The organism is Aquiluna sp. Uisw_065 (assembly GCF_047731275.1).
Classification (GTDB): Bacteria; Actinomycetota; Actinomycetes; order Actinomycetales; family Microbacteriaceae; genus Aquiluna.
The window spans coordinates 1,352,207-1,370,201 of sequence record NZ_CP159836.1 but is presented as its reverse complement, the minus strand read 5'-3'; the positions used below and the strand labels follow the sequence as shown (position 1 = coordinate 1,370,201).

General features: G+C 51.7%; 19 protein-coding genes. 16 read left to right on the top strand and 3 right to left on the bottom strand.

The window, feature by feature from the left end:
- The first annotated feature begins 7 nt into the window (after positions 1–7).
- The 14 genes from ABXT50_RS06920 (at position 8) to ABXT50_RS06855 (ending at position 11,812) form a co-directional block, all read left to right on the top strand.
- Positions 8–1,126, top strand: a complete 1,119-nt coding sequence (locus ABXT50_RS06920; protein WP_415274126.1) for a thiamine pyrophosphate-dependent dehydrogenase E1 component subunit alpha — start codon at positions 8–10, stop codon at positions 1,124–1,126.
- A complete protein-coding gene (locus tag ABXT50_RS06915) occupies positions 1,119–2,102 on the top strand; it encodes an alpha-ketoacid dehydrogenase subunit beta (RefSeq protein ID WP_415274832.1) in 984 nt (327 codons plus the stop codon). Before ABXT50_RS06920 ends, ABXT50_RS06915 begins: the two co-directional genes overlap by 8 nt.
- An 11-nt stretch (positions 2,103–2,113) precedes the next feature.
- Positions 2,114–3,424 carry a dihydrolipoamide acetyltransferase family protein gene (locus ABXT50_RS06910; protein ID WP_415274125.1) on the top strand — a complete coding sequence of 437 codons (1,311 nt, stop codon included), beginning with the start codon at positions 2,114–2,116 and terminating at the stop codon, positions 3,422–3,424.
- Between the two features lie 42 nt (positions 3,425–3,466).
- Complete coding sequence (locus tag ABXT50_RS06905) at positions 3,467–4,480, top strand: metal ABC transporter solute-binding protein, Zn/Mn family (RefSeq protein WP_415274124.1); 1,014 nt, start codon at positions 3,467–3,469, stop codon at positions 4,478–4,480.
- A complete protein-coding gene (locus ABXT50_RS06900; protein WP_415274123.1) occupies positions 4,481–5,275 on the top strand; it encodes a metal ABC transporter ATP-binding protein in 795 nt (264 codons plus the stop codon). It abuts the gene before it with no gap.
- A complete protein-coding gene (locus tag ABXT50_RS06895; protein WP_415274122.1) occupies positions 5,275–6,135 on the top strand; it encodes a metal ABC transporter permease in 861 nt (286 codons plus the stop codon). The genes ABXT50_RS06900 and ABXT50_RS06895 overlap by 1 nt, the downstream gene beginning before the upstream one ends.
- Positions 6,132–6,524: a Fur family transcriptional regulator gene (locus ABXT50_RS06890; RefSeq protein ID WP_415274121.1), complete on the top strand. Its 393-nt coding sequence runs from the start codon at positions 6,132–6,134 to the stop codon at positions 6,522–6,524. The genes ABXT50_RS06895 and ABXT50_RS06890 overlap by 4 nt, the downstream gene beginning before the upstream one ends.
- A gap of 122 nt (positions 6,525–6,646) precedes the next feature.
- Complete coding sequence (gene rpmB, locus ABXT50_RS06885) at positions 6,647–6,883, top strand: 50S ribosomal protein L28 (protein ID WP_415274120.1); 237 nt, start codon at positions 6,647–6,649, stop codon at positions 6,881–6,883.
- Positions 6,884–6,893: 10 nt separating this feature from the next.
- Positions 6,894–7,061: a 50S ribosomal protein L33 gene (gene rpmG / locus ABXT50_RS06880; protein ID WP_007540378.1), complete on the top strand. Its 168-nt coding sequence runs from the start codon at positions 6,894–6,896 to the stop codon at positions 7,059–7,061.
- 4 nt (positions 7,062–7,065) lie between these two features.
- Entirely contained in the window at positions 7,066–7,371 is a 306-nt protein-coding gene (rpsN, locus tag ABXT50_RS06875) for a 30S ribosomal protein S14 (protein WP_415274119.1), read from the top strand.
- A 291-nt stretch (positions 7,372–7,662) separates the two neighbouring features.
- Positions 7,663–7,935, top strand: coding sequence for an HU family DNA-binding protein (locus tag ABXT50_RS06870; RefSeq protein WP_415274118.1), 273 nt, complete (start codon positions 7,663–7,665; stop codon positions 7,933–7,935).
- A 75-nt stretch (positions 7,936–8,010) separates the two neighbouring features.
- Positions 8,011–8,475, top strand: a complete 465-nt coding sequence (locus tag ABXT50_RS06865; protein WP_415274117.1) for a methyltransferase family protein — start codon at positions 8,011–8,013, stop codon at positions 8,473–8,475.
- Complete coding sequence (locus ABXT50_RS06860) at positions 8,472–10,433, top strand: cytochrome c oxidase assembly protein (RefSeq protein WP_415274116.1); 1,962 nt, start codon at positions 8,472–8,474, stop codon at positions 10,431–10,433. Before ABXT50_RS06865 ends, ABXT50_RS06860 begins: the two co-directional genes overlap by 4 nt.
- Complete coding sequence (locus ABXT50_RS06855) at positions 10,433–11,812, top strand: ATP-dependent DNA helicase (protein WP_415274115.1); 1,380 nt, start codon at positions 10,433–10,435, stop codon at positions 11,810–11,812. Before ABXT50_RS06860 ends, ABXT50_RS06855 begins: the two co-directional genes overlap by 1 nt.
- On the opposite strand, the gene ABXT50_RS06850 is transcribed toward ABXT50_RS06855, so the two are convergent.
- Positions 11,757–12,878, bottom strand: coding sequence for a DUF2834 domain-containing protein (locus ABXT50_RS06850; protein ID WP_415274114.1), 1,122 nt, complete (start codon positions 12,876–12,878; stop codon positions 11,757–11,759). The genes ABXT50_RS06855 and ABXT50_RS06850 overlap by 56 nt on opposite strands.
- Positions 12,879–12,938: 60 nt before the next feature.
- Between ABXT50_RS06850 and ABXT50_RS06845 the strand changes: the two genes are divergently transcribed.
- The gene (locus ABXT50_RS06845; protein WP_415274113.1) at positions 12,939–15,059 is read left to right on the top strand and encodes an MMPL family transporter; all 2,121 of its coding nucleotides are present in this window, start codon (positions 12,939–12,941) and stop codon (positions 15,057–15,059) included.
- A gap of 10 nt (positions 15,060–15,069) precedes the next feature.
- Positions 15,070–15,660, top strand: coding sequence for a dCTP deaminase (dcd, locus tag ABXT50_RS06840; protein WP_415274112.1), 591 nt, complete (start codon positions 15,070–15,072; stop codon positions 15,658–15,660).
- Positions 15,661–15,675: 15 nt separating this feature from the next.
- Here dcd and ABXT50_RS06835 read toward each other — a convergent pair whose 3' ends face one another.
- Both ABXT50_RS06835 and ABXT50_RS06830 read right to left on the bottom strand, forming a co-directional pair.
- Positions 15,676–16,383, bottom strand: a complete 708-nt coding sequence (locus ABXT50_RS06835) for a hypothetical protein (protein WP_415274111.1) — start codon at positions 16,381–16,383, stop codon at positions 15,676–15,678.
- Positions 16,384–16,651: 268 nt separating this feature from the next.
- Positions 16,652–17,971: an MFS transporter gene (locus ABXT50_RS06830; RefSeq protein ID WP_415274110.1), complete on the bottom strand. Its 1,320-nt coding sequence runs from the start codon at positions 17,969–17,971 to the stop codon at positions 16,652–16,654.
- Positions 17,972–17,995: the final 24 nt, after the last annotated feature.

Below are 17,995 nucleotides of genomic sequence, written 5' to 3'. Positions count from 1 at the left end.
AGGGGGCGTGAACCTCGAAAATCAGCCACCAATGTTGCAGCTTTTAGCTCCCGACGGAACCTACGGCGTGCCCAAAGGCTATGAGGCGTACGGAAAAATAATTGAGGGGCTTGATCAAGACACTCTCAAAATCCTCTATACCGACATGGCTCGCATTCGCAGGTTTGACATCGAAGCAACCGCTTTGCAACGTCAAGGTCAGCTGGGTCTTTGGGTTCCAGCCATTGGCCAAGAGGGCGCTCAAATTGGTTCAGGCCACGCCGTCGGTAAAAATGATCACATCTTTCCAAGCTATCGAGAGCACGGTGTCGCTCTGACTCACGGAGTTGAACTGATCTCGATTCTGAAAATGATGCGTGGAGTTAACCACGGCGGTTGGGACCCAGAAGAAACCCGTTTTCACCACTACGCGATTGTTCTTGCGACCCAGGTTCTGCATGCGGTCGGCTATGCAATGGGCGTGAAGCTGGATGGCAAAGTTGGCACCGGAGACCGCGACAAAGATCTAGCCGTCATCTCTTATTTCGGAGACGGCGCAACCGCAGAGGGCGACGTTTCCGAAGGCTTATTGTTTGCAGCGGTCAATGAATCCCCGATTGTCTTCTTTATTCAAAACAATCAGTGGGCAATTTCTTCTCACATTGACAGTCAAACCAAGGTTCCTCTTTACACCCGGGGCGAAGGCTTCGGTGTTCCAGGAATGCGCATAGACGGCAATGATGTTTTGGCCTGTTACGCGGCAACCAGGCTTCACATGGATAACGCTAGGTCCGGACAAGGCCCGTTCTTGCTGGAGGCACTCACCTACCGAATTGGTGCCCACACGACATCGGATGACCCGAGCAAATATCGGGAAGAAGCAGAAGTTGATGAGTGGAAAGCTAAGGATCCGATCAAGCGATTCGAAATCTTCTTGCGCAGGCAAGGCATCGGCGATGACTTCTTCGAAGAGGTAAAAGTCGCTGGAGACGATCTAGCGAAAAAAATTCGCGCAGAGACCTTCGCTCTCGAGGATCCCCCACTAGGAAATATCTTCAACCACGTCTACACAGAGCAGCACCCCGAAATTGACAAACAGCGAGCCTGGCTCGAGGCTTACGAGGCCCGTATGGGTGACCATGAGTAGCTACAAGGACATGGCAATCTCAAAAGCCCTAAACGCAGGCCTTCAGCAGGCGATGATGAAGAACGAAAAAGTTCTAATGTTTGGCGAAGACGTTGCAGAACTCGGTGGAGTCTTCCGGGTTACCGAGGGGCTTTATAAAGAGTTTGGCCAAAGCAGAATATTTAATACCCCCATTGCGGAGTCTGGAATCGTTGGAACCGCAATCGGACTGGCCATGCGTGGTTATCGCCCAGTTGTAGAGATTCAGTTCGACGGTTTCGTGTTCCCAGCCTTTAACCAGATCACAAGCCAGCTCGCGAAACTCACCTACCGGTCCGAGGGTTCAATGCAGATGCCGGTGGTTATTAGGATTCCTTACGGCGGTGGAATCGGCGCTGTTGAGCACCACTCTGAGAGCCCAGAAGCATATTTTGCCCACACGCCTGGCTTGAGAGTTGTCACACCCTCGAATCCAAACGACGCCTATTGGATGATGCAGCAGGCTATCGAGTCTTCGGACCCGGTGATCATGCTGGAGCCAAAACGCCGCTATTGGCAAAAAGGCCCGGTAAATCTTGATACTGCGCCAATGCCCCTTCACAATGCAAGAGTCATGCTCGAGGGCACCCAGGTCACGCTTTTGGCCTACGGACCGATGGTCACGGCTGCACTTCAGGCTGCGGAAATCGGCGCTGAAGAAGGCGTGAGCATCGAGGTGATTGATCTCAGGTCACTGTCTCCTATTGATTACCCAACAATCATGGCTTCGGTGAAGAAGACTTCAAGGGCGGTAATTGTCCACGAGGCTCCAACGAACGTTTCGCTCTCTAGCGAAATAGCGGCTCGTATTTCCAACGAGGCCTTCTACAACCTAGAAGCTCCGGTAATACGCGTCGGTGGTTTTGACACTCCGTATCCACCTGCGAAGCTAGAAGAAGCTTTTTTGCCTGATGCAGACCGTATTCTTGAGGCTATCGACAGGTCTCTGGCCTACTAGGGAGTTTCAAAATGACTATTGCGAAGTTCCCACTGCCTGATGTCGGCGAAGGGCTAACCGAGGCCGAGATGGTTAGCTGGCTCGTAGCTCCGGGAGACCATGTCACGATCAATCAGACGATCTGCGAAATAGAAACCGCGAAATCAATTGTCGAACTGCCATGTCCTTTCGAGGGTGAAGTAGATGAGCTCTTGGTTCAGGTTGGCGACACCGTCGAAGTTGGCACCCCAATCATTTCAGTCCGAGTCACAGGCGATTCGCCGATGCTGGTGGCGGACAAGCCAGGCCCCCATCCTGCGCTTGCTCAAGTAGAGGACACCGGAGCCGAATATAAGATCCCAACTTTGGTTGGCTACGGAGATGCTGGCGAAGCCAAATCCCGCAGAGGACGGCCCGTAAGGCCAGCCGCCACAGCAACTGCGGTGCCGGTGGCTATGGTGAGCGCCGCGGCTATGGCTTCGGACGCAATCATTGCCAAGCCACCAATCAGAAAGTTAGCCAAGGAACTCGGCGTGAACTTGGCGGTAGTTAACGGCTCGGGAACGCGGGGTGAAATAACCAGGGATGACGTTGTTTCCAGTGCTAGTCAGGCCAGCGTTTTCAAAAACCTAACCACGCCGGCAGTTTCCTCCGAACGAGAAGAGCGGATCCCAGTCAAGGGCATGCGCAAGGTGATTGCCTCCGCAATGGTCAAAAGCGCATTCACTGCTCCCCACGTGAGCATCTTTGTTGATGTAGATGCGACTAGAACCATGGAATACGTAAAGCGCCTAAAGGCATCGGTTGATTTTGCCGGCGTCAAAGTAACACCACTTTTGATCATGGCCAAGGCCATAATCTGGGCCGCCAGAAGAAACCGAATGGTGAATTCGACATGGTCAGACACCGAGATTATCGTTCACTACTTTGTGAACCTAGGCATCGCGGCGGCAACCCCGCGGGGTTTGATAGTTCCGAACATCAAAGACGCGGACGCAATGAACATGATCGAGCTCGCAACAGCAATCGAAAAGCTTGCTGCAACTGCCAGAGAAGGCAAGACCACGCCTGAGGACATGCAGGACGGGACAATCACCGTCACCAACATCGGTGTTTTTGGTGTTGACACCGGAACCCCGATTTTGAACCCGGGTGAGGTTGGAATTGTTGCCCTTGGCTCTATTCGCAAAAAGCCATGGGTTGTTGACGACGAGATTGTGGTCCGACAGGTGACAACTATCGGTGCGACTTTTGACCACCGGGTCGTTGATGGTGATGTTGCTTCCAGGTTCGTGCAGGATGTGGCCAGCGTCATGGAGGAGCCAGCCCTACTGCTTGACTAAATGGTATTGACAATCGTTTTCATTAGGCGCTAGTATCGCACCATGAATCCGCTAGTGAAGAAAATCATTTGGGCCGTTCTTGCAGCTGTAGCCGCCCTTGCCCTTGTCATTTCAGCACTGACCTTCTTTTCCAATAGCGAGGAGCCTGAAGCTTCAGCAACCCCCGACCAGGACTCAAGCCTGACTAGAGAGGGAATGACCGGGACCATCAAGGTTGTGGCATCCACCAACGTTTGGGCAAGCATCATAGAGATTATCGGCGGTGACTGGGTGGAAGTAACGGCAATTATTGATAACGTCGCCCAAGACCCTCACTCCTACGAGGCAACCGCCAGAGACCAGCTGGCAATTCAAGATGCCGAGTTAGTAATTGCCAATGGCGGCGGCTACGACGAATTCATGGAGCAGTTAGTTTCTGCAACCGATGGCGACAGAATATTTTTGGAACTAGTTGAAGGCGAGCATGGTCACACCGAAGATGACCACGAAGCCACCGATGCTGAGGCTGCTGAGGCCGCTGCGGTCGATACACATGAGAACGAACACATTTGGTATGACCTTCACGCTGTCGCAGAGGCTGCCGATTTGATAGCCGAGGCGATCAATGAACTCAGACCAGAAGCCTTTGACGATGTGAATCAGAACTACGATTTCTTCGCATCCGAGCTTGAAAACCTTCAGCTTCGAGTCGATTCACTAAGGGATCGAGCTTTGGGCTTAGGTGTGATTGCAGTTGAGGGCGTTGGAAACCTAATGCTTACTGATGCCGGTTTTGAAAATTTGACTCCGCAGAGTCTTGCCGATGCAATTGAGGAAGAGCGCGATGTTCCTCTAACAGCCGCCGATGAGGCCAGAACCTTGATAAAGAACAAGCTTGTGGTGCTACTTGTCACCAATACTCAGGTTCAAGATGCAGTTTCGGCGGACCTAGTGAAAATGGCCGAATCGGTCGGGACTCCAGTTGTTGCACTCAGCGAAGTAATTCCGAGTGAAGACCTGGACTACTTGGATTGGATGGCATCAGTTATTGATCGACTTCAACAGGCGATTTACTAAATGACAGCAGTCCTAAGCGTCCAAAATGCGACTCTCCGGTTCGATGATCGGGTTATCTGGCAAGGTCTAGATTTTGCTATCGAGCCCGGAGAGTTCATTGCGCTAATTGGGGCAAACGGATCCGGCAAGTCGATGCTCTTGAAATCGATCCTTCGCCAACAGGGACTTACCTCGGGCTCGATTGAGTTTCTTGGGAAACGCTCCGCTGCGGGTAGCACCAAGATTGGCTACATCCCTCAACATCGGTCCACGGATTCCCAACTACCGCTTAGAGTCTTCGACTCTGTTCGTCTTGGCCTAGACGGGCATCGTTTTGGTTTGCCACTGTCAAGCAAAAAAACCAAGCAGCTTGTTTTAGGCGCTCTTGAACAGGTCGACGCCCTAGACCTAGCGGACAAGCCAATCGTTGAGCTTTCCGGCGGCGAGACGCAAAGAGTTCGGGTGGCGCAGGCGATTATTTCTAAGCCCAAACTGATCCTGGCCGATGAGCCGCTTAGTGCGCTAGATCTAAACCATCAACAAATAGTTAGCGGTCTGATTGCCGACCAGGCTAAAAAGCAGGGCTCTGCGGTGCTGTTTGTGACCCACGATCTGAACCCAATTGCAGACTATGTCGACCGGGTTCTTTACTTAGCGCAGGGGCGATACGAAATCGGAACAACCGATGAAGTAATGCAGTCCGAGGTGCTCTCCAATCTTTACGGAACCGAGATCGACGTAGTTAGAAACCAAGGACGAATCGTGGTTCTTGGGGCCCACGATCACAACCACCACGATGACGAAGAGTGGTTGTGATGGAGTTCTCCGACGTTTTTGACTTCTCAGACTATGACCGGCTAATCCCGCTGGTTACTAACTCGCTGTGGGCGGGGGTATTGCTGGCCCTTGTGGGTGGCCTGGTTGGTGTTTTTGTAATGAACCGAGAGCTGTCCTTCGCCGTCCACGGAATTTCCGAGCTTTCTTTTGCCGGAGCAGCGATTTTCTTGCTGTTTGGTTTTGACGTGGTATTCGGATCGGTTATCGGGTCGATGATTGCGGCGCTGATTCTTTCTCTGTTGGGAGACAAGTCAAAGGATCGAAATTCAATTGTGGCGGTGCTGATGCCCTTTGGCCTTGGTATCGGAATTCTTGCTCTGGCTCTTTATCCGGGTAGAGCGGCGAATAAATTTGGTTTGCTTACAGGTCAGATAGTTGCCGTGGATGACCCAAAGCTTGCCTCCCTTACGGTCATAAGTGCCGTGGTGCTTACCTTGCTGGTGATTATGTGGCGGCCGCTTTTGTTTGCAACGCTCGATGCCGAGGTTGCCGCCGCTAGGGGGGTAAACACCAAGGCTCTTGGAATTGTGTTTGTGCTGGTTCTAGGTCTTGCTGTTGCAGCTGCGGTTCAGGTTGTCGGGGCGCTGTTGGTCCTCGCGCTCCTTGTCACGCCGGCTGCAGCCGCGCTTCGATTGAGCAAGAGTCAGCTCTGGGTTCCGGTCTTAAGTGTTTCATTCGCACTGGTGGCGATGTTGGGTGGAATTCTGCTTGCCCTTGGCGGTGGATTGCCAATTAGCCCTTACGTGACGACCATTTCGTTCTTGATTTACCTGATTGCACGCCTGATAGCTTTCGTGAAGTCCAAAGGGGTAAAGGAGAAGGCAGTGGTGCGAGCATGACTCAGCGAAGGGCCACTTGGCAGAAAACAGCGGTCTTTGAGGCCTTGAACCAAGATCAAGTCTTTGTTTCCGCCCAAGAACTGCACCACAAACTTTTCTCATCAGGTCAAAAATTGGGACTAACAACGGTTTACCGAGCACTGACGGATCTGGTCGAAGCTGGTCAGGCTGATGTTTTGGCCGGCGAAGACAACGAAATGCTTTATCGGGTCTGCAGTAACGAGCACCATCACCACTTGATTTGCCGAAAGTGCGGAACCGCAGTGGAATTTGACCTTGATGGCTTTGAGTCTGAAGTGACCGCTTTAGCTATCAAACACGGCTACAAAGATGTTGCCCACAGCATCGAACTTTTCGGTATTTGTGAAAAATGTGGCATGTCGGCTTGATTTTCTTGATTCAGGACTTGCTTTTGAGTGCCCGAGCCTCCTAAACTTGCATGGTTGCACGGGCTCCGGCCCGCTCAAACCCAAATCATTAGCTTCGGGAAAACACGCCCTTAGGAGGAAACATGGCAGCGTACTGCCAGGTGACGCAAACAGGACCGCAGTTCGGTCACAAAGTTTCGCACGCCCAGAACAAGACCAAGCGTCGTTTTGACCCGAACATCCAAAAGAAGACTTACTTCGTTCCTTCATTGGGACGAAAGGTTACTTTGACCCTTTCTGTGAAGGGCATCAAGACAATCGACGTTCGCGGTATCGACTCGGTAATCTCCGAGATGGTCTCTCGCGGCCAGAAGATCTAGGAAGTAATAGATGGCCAAGGATAAGGACGTACGTCCAATCATCAAGCTGAAGTCCACTGCGGGCACAGGCTTTACATATGTAACTAAGAAGAACCGTCGTAACGACCCAGACCGAATCAGTCTGAAGAAGTACGACCCAGTAGTGCGTAAGCACGTCGAATTCCGCGAGGAGCGCTAAACACATGGCAAAGAAGTCGAAGATAGCTCGTAACGAGCAGCGCAAGGTAATTGTTGAGCGCTACGCAGTAAAGCGTCTAGAACTAAAGAAGGCTTTGGTTGACCCAGCCTCAACCGTCGCGCAGAAAGAAGCAGCCCGAGTGGGGCTTCAGAAGCTTCCTAGAAACGCAAGCCCAGTGCGCGTTCGTAGCCGTGACCTAATTGACGGTCGTCCACGCGGAGTGCTATCCAAGTTCGGTATCAGCCGTGTTCGTTTCCGCGATATGGCGCACAAGGGTGAGCTTCCGGGTATCACCAAGTCAAGCTGGTAAATACTTTTCATAACTAATCCCGTCTGCCTAGGCCAAAGCCAAGGTGGACGGGATTTTTTGTTTTAGCCGGTGGGCCCGTTGGCGCAGGAGGAGCGGAAACTACTTCCGAATCTTGGTAGCTAAATCCTGAGCGGGGGTAATTTCTCTCCAAAAAGCCATAAAAGTGCCTACATCCCCTAAAACTGGCGGAAATCTAAGCGCGCAACACGCCGAGGCGAGAGCATTGACACCGGCGCAGGGGCTATAAGTTGATTAGGACATAACTGTCCACAAATTGTCCAGGAGGACCATATGAACAAGAGCGAGCTAGTTGCCGCAGTTGCACAACACACCGGAGAATCTCAGGCAGCAGTAAGCCGAGTTATCGACGCAATGTTTGACACCATCGGCGCATCAATAGCATCAGGCGACAAGGTCACCATTCCTGGTTACCTAAGCGTCTCAAAGGGTCACCGTGCAGCACGTGCGGGCCGTAACCCACAGACCGGCGCAACCATTCAGATTGCAGCAGCTAACACCGTAAAGGTTTCAGCAGGCAGCAAGCTAAAGGCGTCAGTCAAGTAACTCAAGTATTTAACCTAGAAGCGGCGTCTTTGATTAGGCGCTGCTTTTTCGTTTCTCTGGAATAGGCTTGTAGGCATGAATAGCAAGTCTCGCTCCTACACTTTGGTTTTTATGCAATTCTTGCTAATTGCGCTGTTGTTGTTGTCACCCAGACAAAGATCTCCTTACGGCGCTGCCAGTGAAATTATTGGCGTGTTTGGAGTGACCCTGATCTCTCTTGGCTCAGGTGTGTTGTTGGTTAGCTTTATCAGTCTGGGCAATTCTCTAACCGCCCTTGCGATCCCTAAAGACAATGGGACCCTTGTTACCCACGGAATCTACTCACGGGTTAGGCACCCGATTTATTTTGGTTTACTTGTGATGAGCCTTGGAGTGATGCTCGATGCCGGCTACTGGCCACAGATCATTGTCGTGATGCTGCTTTATGTGCTGCTTGGAAACAAGGCGGATTTCGAGGAATCGATGTTGCGCGAGCGATACCCAGAATACAAAAAATACTCCGAGAGGACACCGCGGTTTTTCCCGAGGCTCGGTAGGTGACGCTAAAAACCTCTAATCACGCCCTGCAGGCAATAGCTGTCGTCCTTGCTGCGGGTCTACTAAGCGTTGTTGTTGGCCTGGTCATTGCCGGCGGTGCGGGTCCACTTCAGTTCTCTGACCCAGGTCCTGTAGTTCGCTGGGGAGCCCCATTTGCCAAGCTGGTTATGAACTTTGCGATGGCAACCACAGTGGGGTCTTTGGTGCTTTCAGCATTCGCCGGGAACGAAGAGGAGCGGTCGAAACTATCTCGAGTTGCCAGCGCGGCTGCAGCCCTCTGGGTAGGTGCTGCCGCTGTCAACTTCGTTATGACCTACCTAAGCGTCTCGGGCTCAGCTATTTCCTACGGCTCAACATTTTCCGATGGCCTGTGGTTGTTTGCAACCGAGATTGAACTTGGGACACTTTTGGTTTGGAATCTAGGTTTTGCGTTTCTGCTGAGCCTTTCCACACTTGCTTTTAATGGCCGACGGATGAATGCGGTGAATGCAGCAATCGCCATCGCGGGCCTTTACCCCTTGGCTGCATCCGGGCACGCTTCTGCCGATGCGGGTCACGCGCTTGCGGTGAACTCGCTTTTGATGCACCTGGTCGGCATCAGCATTTGGGTTGGCGGGCTTATTGCCTTGTATGCCGTTTTCAAAGGCGATAACCAGCGAACAGCAGTGCTGGTTTCTAGATACAGCACCTTGGCGTTTGTAGCGTTCATCATGGTCGCGGTTTCCGGAGTGACCTCAGGCATCATCAGGCTCTACGAGCCAGCAGATTTATTTTCTAGCTACGGGCTGCTACTGATGCTGAAAGCCTCGCTGTTGGTGGTACTGGGGCTCTTTGGAGCCCGACACCGGCTTGGGCTGGTGAAGAAGCTTGCTGAACGCTCAGTTAGTTTTTGGCGACTGGCAATTTTCGAGTTGGCGGTAATGGGGTTGGCGGTTGGAATGGGGACGGCACTAGCCAGAACCCAGACTCCGCTGGACGCTGCAGAGTTTGTGCCACTAACTCCGGCCGAGATCCTCACCGGTGACACATTACCTCCGGAGCTCACCGACCTTGCTTGGGTCACGGTCTGGGATATTGATGTGTTGTGGATGAGCGTGTCCCTTGGGGCAATTGCGCTTTATCTCTACGGCGTCAGCGTGCTGCATAAGCGCGGGGATAAGTGGCCACTGGTTAGAACTATTTCTTTTGTCTCCGGAATGCTGGTTTTGCTTTATGTAACTAACGGTGCGATGAACGCTTACCAGGAGTACCTATTTAGCGTTCACATGGTTGGGCACATGGTCCTATCGATGATGGTTCCTGTCCTGCTGGTTCCAGGAGCTCCTGTCACGTTGCTATCCAGAGCACAGGCTCCGCGTAAGGATGGCTCATGGGGCATGAGGGAGTGGGTGCTTTGGGCTGTTCACACACCTTTTGCTTGGTTTGTCTCCCACCCATTATTCGCTGGTCTGAACTTCGCACTGTCACTCGTGATGTTTTACTACACGCCGCTATTTCGGTGGGCAACAGAAGAGCACATAGGACATCAGTGGATGTTGATTCACTTCTTGATTACCGGCTATCTTTTCGTGCAGTCTCTGATGGGTGTTGATCCTCAGCCACACAGAACCGGTTATCCGATAAAGCTAATGCTCTTGATCGGAACAATGGCTTTTCACGCTTTCTTTGGGCTCGGTCTTATGAACGAAAAAAGCTTGCTGCTGGCCGACTGGTTTGGCGCGATGGGTAGAACCTGGGGCGATGACCCATTGGCGGATCAGGCCATTGGCGGCGCTTTTGCATGGGGAGTCGGTGAAATACCTACTATCGTCATAGCCCTGATAGTTGTCACCCAGTGGTCAAAGTCTGATGATCGAGAGCGCAAGCGACTAGATCGAGCATCTGATCGCAGTGGTAACCGGGACCTTGAGGATTACAACCAAATGCTTGATAGTCTGAGTAAAACGAGAGACAAGCACTAGTGATTATTGATTTGAGCCAAGAGCAACAGTCTCTTTTTGAATACATCGAGCAATCAAGCAGTAACGTCTTTGTCACCGGCCGCGCCGGCACGGGCAAATCGACCCTTCTTTCACACCTGACAGCCAATACCGAAAAGTCTTTCGCGGTTTGCGCTCCAACCGGCGTAGCGGCATTGAATGTGGGCGGAGTTACCATCCACTCGCTATTCACTTTCCCAATTGGCCTGCTCGGTGAAGTCGAGATTGCAAGGCACCTGAATAAGCGAACTCGTGAAATTCTTCGAGCGTTGGACATGCTGGTAATTGACGAAATTTCAATGGTGTCTGCCGACTTGATGGACGGGATTGACCGGGCTCTTAGAATCGCAAGGGGTAGGAAGAACGAGCCATTTGGTGGCGCCCAAATAGTGATGTTCGGAGACCCCTACCAGCTAGCCCCCGTCCCACCTCGTGATCCTTCGGAAAAAAACTACATCGCTGAGAATTACCAGTCACTTTGGTTTTTTGATGCTCATGTTTGGCGAAACTCTGAACTAGAGCGATTCGAGCTGTCTGAAATCTTCCGTCAGTCGGATGACGACTTCAAAGAAATCCTTAATGCAATCCGAGATGGCTCGGTTACCCAAGCCATGCTGGATGTTTTGAATAAAGCTGGCAACCGCTACCCGCCGCACTTAGATGTAATTCGACTGGCAACAATCAACGAGACCGTGAATGCCGTCAACCACCAGCGCATCGAGCTGATAGAAACTGACCCGAAGATCTTTAAGGCTGTCTACTCCGACGGCGCGGCAAAAGCCTTTGGGCGGGCACTCCCTGCGGAGACAGAATTGACTCTCAAGGTCGGCGCTCAAGTGATGTTTATTAAAAACGATGACGCCAGCAACAATAAGACCTCAAATGGTTCAGCGATCAGACGCTGGGTGAATGGGACCATTGGCCGAGTTGTTGCACTTCCGAAGTCGGGCTTGGTAGTAGTTGATGTTGACGGCGAGCAACTAGAGGTTGGACCTGCGACCTGGGAAAAGATTCGCTACGAGGTCGAAGAAGGCTTTAACGAATCAACAGGCGAGGCCAAAGAGACGCTAGTGCCGGTAACGCTTGCCGAGTTCAAGCAGATTCCGCTTCGCTTAGCATGGGCGGTCACTATTCATAAATCTCAAGGTCAAACCTATGACGAGGTTCAGATCGACATGGGCAGGGGGGCATTCTCACCGGGTCAAACATACGTCGGCCTTAGCCGAGTCAGAACATTGGGCGGTCTCTATCTAACTCGCGCGGTTCTGATTAGAGACGTGATGGTTGATTCAGATGTGGTCCGGTTTATGTCAGGGGCTCAGCTCGAAGCCACCAGTTCAGAGCATCTGCCACCCTTCTAGACCAGTAAAGCTCGTGATGCCCGCTGTTTGGGTAGATTCCGCCAATTAGGTCATCCGGCTCCCGGTAGCCTCGGTCCCTGAGGGCTGCCATTGCCATGTTATGAAACGGTGGGTAGTGCTGGTCCAGTTCAATCGTGCCGGTGTCTGTCCAAACCCGATGCTCTCCGGGCTCCGGCAATAACCCAACGAGTTCCTTCACCATTAGCTCGCTGCCGAATATCCAATGCGTGGAGAAGCAGATCGCGGTGCCAAAGACATCCTGCCGCTTGGCCATGGCATAAAGCGACATCAGTCCTCCCATGCTTCCCCCCATGACCGCAGTGGTCTTGAAGTTGGGTGTGATTCCGTAACGGGTTTGAACAAAAGGCACGATTGCATCGGCCAGCAACGAAACATATTGATCACCGAAGGAGTCTCTGCCAGTGGTCGCGTATCTCTCTGGGACATGTTCCCAGCACTTATTGGTATTTGATTCAACTATTGACTGCGGGCTTAGTTCCCTAATTCTGGTGTCGTCGCTGAGCCCCCAGACCCCAATTACTATCGGGGGGTTCCCCCTCAATTCTTCGCGCAAAGCTGTAAGCATGCCCCAGGTTTTGCCGGTATGAGAATCACCCTCATCGAAGATGTTCTTGCCATCGTGAATCACCAGAATCGGTGTGGAAGGGTGGATTTCCCGTGGCGACCAAACATCAACGCGGTGGTTATCAAACTCGAATTTCTCCATTGAGCCGCCGGCAAGGCGGCGCTCTAGAAGTTTTCTTTCCCTAAAGGCCATGAACAAAGGGAAAGTAAAGGCCATTGCGGTGATTCCCGAGAGCAGGAAATAAAGCCAAACCCGCTTCATGCCCAAACGCCTTGCTTCAACCAACATGAAGGTGATGACCGCGATTCCAACCACTAGCAAATCTAGAGACAGCACCCAATCCACGTAGGACCCAAACCAGGCATTGAGGTAGTCTGCTTCTTGGGTCACCGCGAGTGCATTCAGCACCCAGGCGGTCACTAGACCCAAAGCGGCAACGGCGAAGTAAATTCTTGATCGAACGATGTGTTTTTTGAACATGCTGGAATCATTCCACGAACTACAAGGCTTTATCTTCAAACAAAAGAAGTAAAGGACCAAATGATCTCCCTGGCTAACTTCATTGTGCGTCGTGCCAAGTTTGTACTCTTCGGGTTTATAGCCCTTATAGCGCTCAGCAGCGTTTGGGGATTCCAGGTTTTTGGCAACCTGCAAGGTGGCGGCTATGACGACCCTAACTCGGATTCGGCAACCGTCAGTGAACTCCTTGGCACTGAGTTTGCTCTAGATCCGGCCGAGGTAATAGTCCTAGTTGATTTACCAGGTAATGCCAACGAACTAAATTCCAACGGAGCGCCAAAGTATTTTGAACTGGTCACGGAACTAAGTGATGATCTGGCAAAAATAGATGGCGTTATCTCGGTTGATAACTACTACTCACTTGGTTCACCAGACTCACTTGTTTCTACTGACGGCAAGTTGGTCTATGTACTAGTGGATCTTCAAAATGGTATCAGCCAATCTGTTCCCACTGCCCTGATCATTGATGAATTCACTGGCGATTACCTGGGTGCAGAGGTTCACATCGCCGGCTTCGGCGCCGTGACAAAAGCAATCACAGAAACCATTGAGCAGGACCTAATTAGGGCCGAAATCATTGCAATACCAATTGTGCTTTTGCTGCTGCTGTTTGTCTTTGGATCTCTAGTTGCAGCCGGATTACCGTTATTTGTTGGCGGGCTTGCAATCGTCGGATCGTTCTTCGTGGTCTGGGGCGTAAGTGAGTTCACTGACGTGTCGATCTTTGCAGTGAACTTGATCACTGGTCTCGGTCTCGGTCTCGGCATCGATTACAGCCTGTTGGTAGTGAACCGTTTTCGTGAGGAGCGAGCGGCCGGAAACAGCGTTGAAGAATCAACGGTTGTAACCATTACCACTGCCGGTAAGACCGTGATTTTCTCTGGTCTCACCGTCGCACTGGTCATGATTTCAATGGCGTTTTTCCCACAGTACTTCCTGCAGTCCTTTGCACTTGCCGGGTTCACGGTTGTGACACTGGCGGTCATCGGAGCGGCGATCGTGATTCCGGCTCAGTTAGTCCTTTTGGGCGACAAGGTCGATTCGATAAGAATCTTCAAGCGCAAGTTAGCACCATGTGACAAGGGCATTTGGGAGAAAATTGCTCGCTTCACGATGCGCAGGCCATTGCCAATTTTGTTCGTAACGATTCTTGGTCTCTCAGGCATGTTCTCGCTGTCAACCGATGCCGTGTTTGGTCAGGTGGATGACCGAGTATTGCCCAAGGGTAGCCCTGCTTCGGTTGCCTCTAACCTCTTGAGAGAGCGCTTTGATGGCCGAGAGTCTTCGCCGATAGAAATACTTGTTCAGGGCAGCGATGAGGCGATAAATGACTATGTCGTGCTGGTGCAAGCTCAGCCAGATATTGCCAGGGTCGCTATCGTCCCGACTCGGGAGGACACCTCTTGGGTCAGGATTAATGCGATCACTCTCGTTGAGCCCAGAAGCCCAGCCGGTTACGATCAAACGGTTTTACTAAGGGGTCTTGATTCCGATCTAGATCAAGTATTAATTGGCGGCGGCGGGGCTTATTACACAGACTCGCAGCAGGGCATTGAAGATGCGCTGCCGCTTGCGGTGCTGTGGATATTTATAACCGCATATGTGCTGCTGTTTCTGTTTACCGGCAGTGTACTTTTGCCGCTCAAGGCAATTGCACTTAACGTACTCTCGCTTGGCGCCGTGGTCGGAGTGTTGAGTTACATATTCCAAAACGGTCACTTGCAATGGCTGATTGGCGAGTACTCGGTCACCGGAACCCTCGACACTTCTTCGCTGGTGATGGTCGCGGTCGTGGCATTTGGTTTATCAATGGACTACGAGATGTTTTTGCTCTCAAGAATCAAAGAGCAGCACGACGCCGGCATGAATACCGAGAACTCGGTCGCAATTGGTTTGCAGCGCTCCGGCAGGATTATCACTGCCGCAGCATTTATTTTGGCCGTTACCTTTGGGGCGTTCGCGTCGTCGGGAGTGTCAATAATGAAGATGCTCGGATTTGGAATTGCCTTCGCGATTCTGCTCGATGCCACTGTGGTCAGGGCTCTGTTGGTTCCGGCACTAATGCGGCTATTTGGAGCCGCAAACTGGTGGGCGCCTAAGTGGCTCAAGGCAGTTCATAAAAAAATCGGCCTGAGTCACTAACCTTAGAGCCATGCTGCTTTCAGATAGAGACATCAAAGCCCAAATTGACGCCGGTCGTATTGCTTTAGATCCTTTGGATTTAGGGCTAATGCAGCCAAGCAGCATTGACGTGAGGCTAGATCGATTCTTCCGGTTATTTGATAACCACAAGTATCCATTTATTGACCCTCGTGAGCAGCAGGATGACCTAACCCGTTTGGTTGAAGTGAAATCAGATGAGGCTTTTATTTTGCACCCGGGTGAATTCGTGTTGGGATCGAGCTTCGAATACGTGACCCTGCCGGATGACATTGCAGCAAGGCTCGAAGGCAAGAGCTCGCTTGGGCGTCTAGGTCTCTTGACTCATTCAACCGCGGGCTTTGTGGATCCTGGCTTTCAGGGCCACGTGACCCTGGAGCTTTCAAACGTTGCGAGTCTGCCCATAAAGCTTTGGCCGGGCATGAAGATCGGTCAGCTGTGTTTTTTCCAGCTTTCGAGTGCCAGTCAGAATCCTTACGGGAGTTCGGCTTATGGATCTAGGTATCAAGGACAGCGCGGCCCAACCGCTTCCAGGAGCTACCTGAACTTTCATGTCACCGACACCGGCAACAATCCTCTGTAAATAAGCGTTGCTTCCCTACCTGAACTTGGACCTAGCTTCGATCAGGTCCTTCGAGTAAACACGGTAAATGGCGTATTTATAGGCGCTCAGTTCGCAGAGCCGGTCTATCTCATGAACCAGGGCCCTAGACGCTACAACCCAGGGAAATAGTCGATAAAACAAATGTGCGAACCGCTTTAGGTCTTGGTGACGAAATTTTATGTGCCCGTATTCTTGTCGCATGATTGCCGCGAGTTGTTTGGCCGGTAATTCAAAAACTGACTTGGAAAGATAAATCTGCTTGTCACGGGTTAGCGCAAAGTAACCAGAGACATCTAGCTCCATGATTTGTGCCTTGCGGTAGGCCATGATTTGTCTAGCCGTTCGATCTGCCAGTGGGTCCAGTTTGTCTTTCATGGCAAACAGTGGAGCAAGTCGCTGGTTGGCCAAGGCCAGCAAAATACCCGCTGCACCAAGCAGCACCCAGGGCGCGAAACTTGCTAGCAGCGTTATGCCAAGGTTTTGTCCAGCGGCAAGATTTTGCCAAGTCGTAAAGATCGAGGCCGTGGCAATAACCAAGGAAACAGCAGTTGCCAAAACCGCAGAGATCAGGATTGTGAACCAAAACCAGATGCCGATGTTTGGCGTCTTATTGAAACGACCGGCAAAGAACAACGGTCCGGCGACCGTTACGAGCATTACCCACTCGATCAGAATAATCAGCAGGTATAGAGGAATCTCCATCTTGGAAGACTACTTGGCTAAAACATCTTTTAGTTTTTGAAGCTGGTCTGCTGAGAGCGAGCTTGCAAAGTGGGAGAAAACCAGCGCCGAGCATGGAGTGAACCGTCGAAATGGTGTTGATAGCTGGTTCATCATCGCGCAATATCGCCGAAATCCGTATTGAACTAAGGCCCTCTGGTCGATCCCATAGGCGGCCTCTCGTTGCCGATTCCAGTCTTCCTCAATTGCGCTTTGACATTAGTTAGATGCTACGAGCTGAGGAAAAAGCCTAGCTAGCTGCCGCAGGGGCTGCTATTGCCCTAACGGATATAAGCAGCAGCAAACCAACCACCAAAATCAACATCAAACCGAGAATCCCATAAATTGGTGAGAACAGTCCCACGAAGATTGCCCAGGCCGCTGGCGCCAAAAAGCTGACGGCTCTTCCGGTGGTGGCGTAAAGCCCGAATGCTTCGCCCTGCTTGTCATCGGCCGAGAGCCTAGACATCATCGTTCGAGAAGCTGCCTGAGCAGGACCCACAAAAGTGCAAAGGAACAAACCAAAGCTAAAGAAGGCGATTGTTCCGGCGCTTTCAAAAATAAATACCCCGAAGCCACCGACTATCACTCCAACTAGAGATAGAAAGATAATTTTCCTGGAGCCAACGCGGTCTTCAAAGAACGACCCAACGAATGCCCCAATGCCGGCAACTATGTTTGCCGCAATTCCAAACAAAATTATTTCTGTTAGGTCCAAGCCAAAAGCAATGCCACCCAGCACCGCACCATAGGCAAACACACCGTTTAGGCCATCGCGGTAGACAGCCGAGGCGATCAAGAACTTCAAAAGGTTTGGGTTTTCTTTCCGCATGGTTACAAGCGAGCGAATCAACTTTTTGTAGGCAAGCAGTACGCCTTCATTCTCGGTGCCAGCAATCGGCTTCGCTTCTGGAACCTTCAGCATCAAAGGGATCGAGAAGATAATTACCCAGAACATGCTGATTACCATCACTACTCGTACCGACAGTGCATCAGTGTCCGGGATGCCCAGCAGTTCGGCTCCGCCGAACTGAATGATCCAGAGCGCCATCACCAGCAGGATGATTCCACCGATATAGCCAAGGCCCCAGCCAAACTGGCTTATTTTGCCGCGCTCATGAGGTCTGGCGACCTCATTCAGCATTGAGTTGTAGTTCACGGTTGCAAACTCGAAGAAGATGCCTCCTGCTGCAAGGAGCACCAGGCCAAACACAAAAAAGTCACTTGAGGGTGCCACGAAGAACATCAAACCGATAGTGCCTGCAAATAGATAAGTGTTGACCATCAGCCAGAACTTCTTGCGTCCCGAGGTGTCAGCCCGGCGACCCACAATCGGAGCGATGAGAGCGATTAGCACTCCGGCTACAACGCCGGATATCCCTAGCCAAAAGGCCGTGTATTGGCCGGCTTCCGCAAGCGAGTAGCCAGCAGGAGCGAAGAACTCACTTGTTATGTAGCGGCCGAAGATAAAGGAGGTGACAACTGTAGGGAAGGCCTGTGATGCCCAGTCCCAGAGTGCCCACGAGAATGTTCCTTTTGGCCTAGCTGCTGCAACATCTATGTTGGTCATGGCCCGAGATTACTCCTAAAGGAA

Bases quoted from the DNA above. Each gene is read 5' to 3' on its own strand.
- ABXT50_RS06915 (WP_415274832.1), top strand. From the start codon at position 1,119: ATGAGTAGCTACAAGGACATGGCAATCTCAAAAGCCCTAAACGCAGGC.
- ABXT50_RS06910 (WP_415274125.1), top strand. From the start codon at position 2,114: ATGACTATTGCGAAGTTCCCACTGCCTGATGTCGGCGAAGGGCTAACC.
- ABXT50_RS06905 (WP_415274124.1), top strand. From the start codon at position 3,467: ATGAATCCGCTAGTGAAGAAAATCATTTGGGCCGTTCTTGCAGCTGTA.
- ABXT50_RS06900 (WP_415274123.1), top strand. From the start codon at position 4,481: ATGACAGCAGTCCTAAGCGTCCAAAATGCGACTCTCCGGTTCGATGAT.
- ABXT50_RS06895 (WP_415274122.1), top strand. From the start codon at position 5,275: ATGGAGTTCTCCGACGTTTTTGACTTCTCAGACTATGACCGGCTAATC.
- ABXT50_RS06890 (WP_415274121.1), top strand. From the start codon at position 6,132: ATGACTCAGCGAAGGGCCACTTGGCAGAAAACAGCGGTCTTTGAGGCC.
- rpmB (WP_415274120.1), top strand. From the start codon at position 6,647: ATGGCAGCGTACTGCCAGGTGACGCAAACAGGACCGCAGTTCGGTCAC.
- rpmG (WP_007540378.1), top strand. From the start codon at position 6,894: ATGGCCAAGGATAAGGACGTACGTCCAATCATCAAGCTGAAGTCCACT.
- rpsN (WP_415274119.1), top strand. From the start codon at position 7,066: ATGGCAAAGAAGTCGAAGATAGCTCGTAACGAGCAGCGCAAGGTAATT.
- ABXT50_RS06870 (WP_415274118.1), top strand. From the start codon at position 7,663: ATGAACAAGAGCGAGCTAGTTGCCGCAGTTGCACAACACACCGGAGAA.
- ABXT50_RS06865 (WP_415274117.1), top strand. From the start codon at position 8,011: ATGAATAGCAAGTCTCGCTCCTACACTTTGGTTTTTATGCAATTCTTG.
- ABXT50_RS06850 (WP_415274114.1), bottom strand. From the start codon at position 12,878: ATGTTCAAAAAACACATCGTTCGATCAAGAATTTACTTCGCCGTTGCC.
- ABXT50_RS06845 (WP_415274113.1), top strand. From the start codon at position 12,939: ATGATCTCCCTGGCTAACTTCATTGTGCGTCGTGCCAAGTTTGTACTC.
- dcd (WP_415274112.1), top strand. From the start codon at position 15,070: ATGCTGCTTTCAGATAGAGACATCAAAGCCCAAATTGACGCCGGTCGT.
- ABXT50_RS06835 (WP_415274111.1), bottom strand. From the start codon at position 16,383: ATGGAGATTCCTCTATACCTGCTGATTATTCTGATCGAGTGGGTAATG.
- ABXT50_RS06830 (WP_415274110.1), bottom strand. From the start codon at position 17,971: ATGACCAACATAGATGTTGCAGCAGCTAGGCCAAAAGGAACATTCTCG.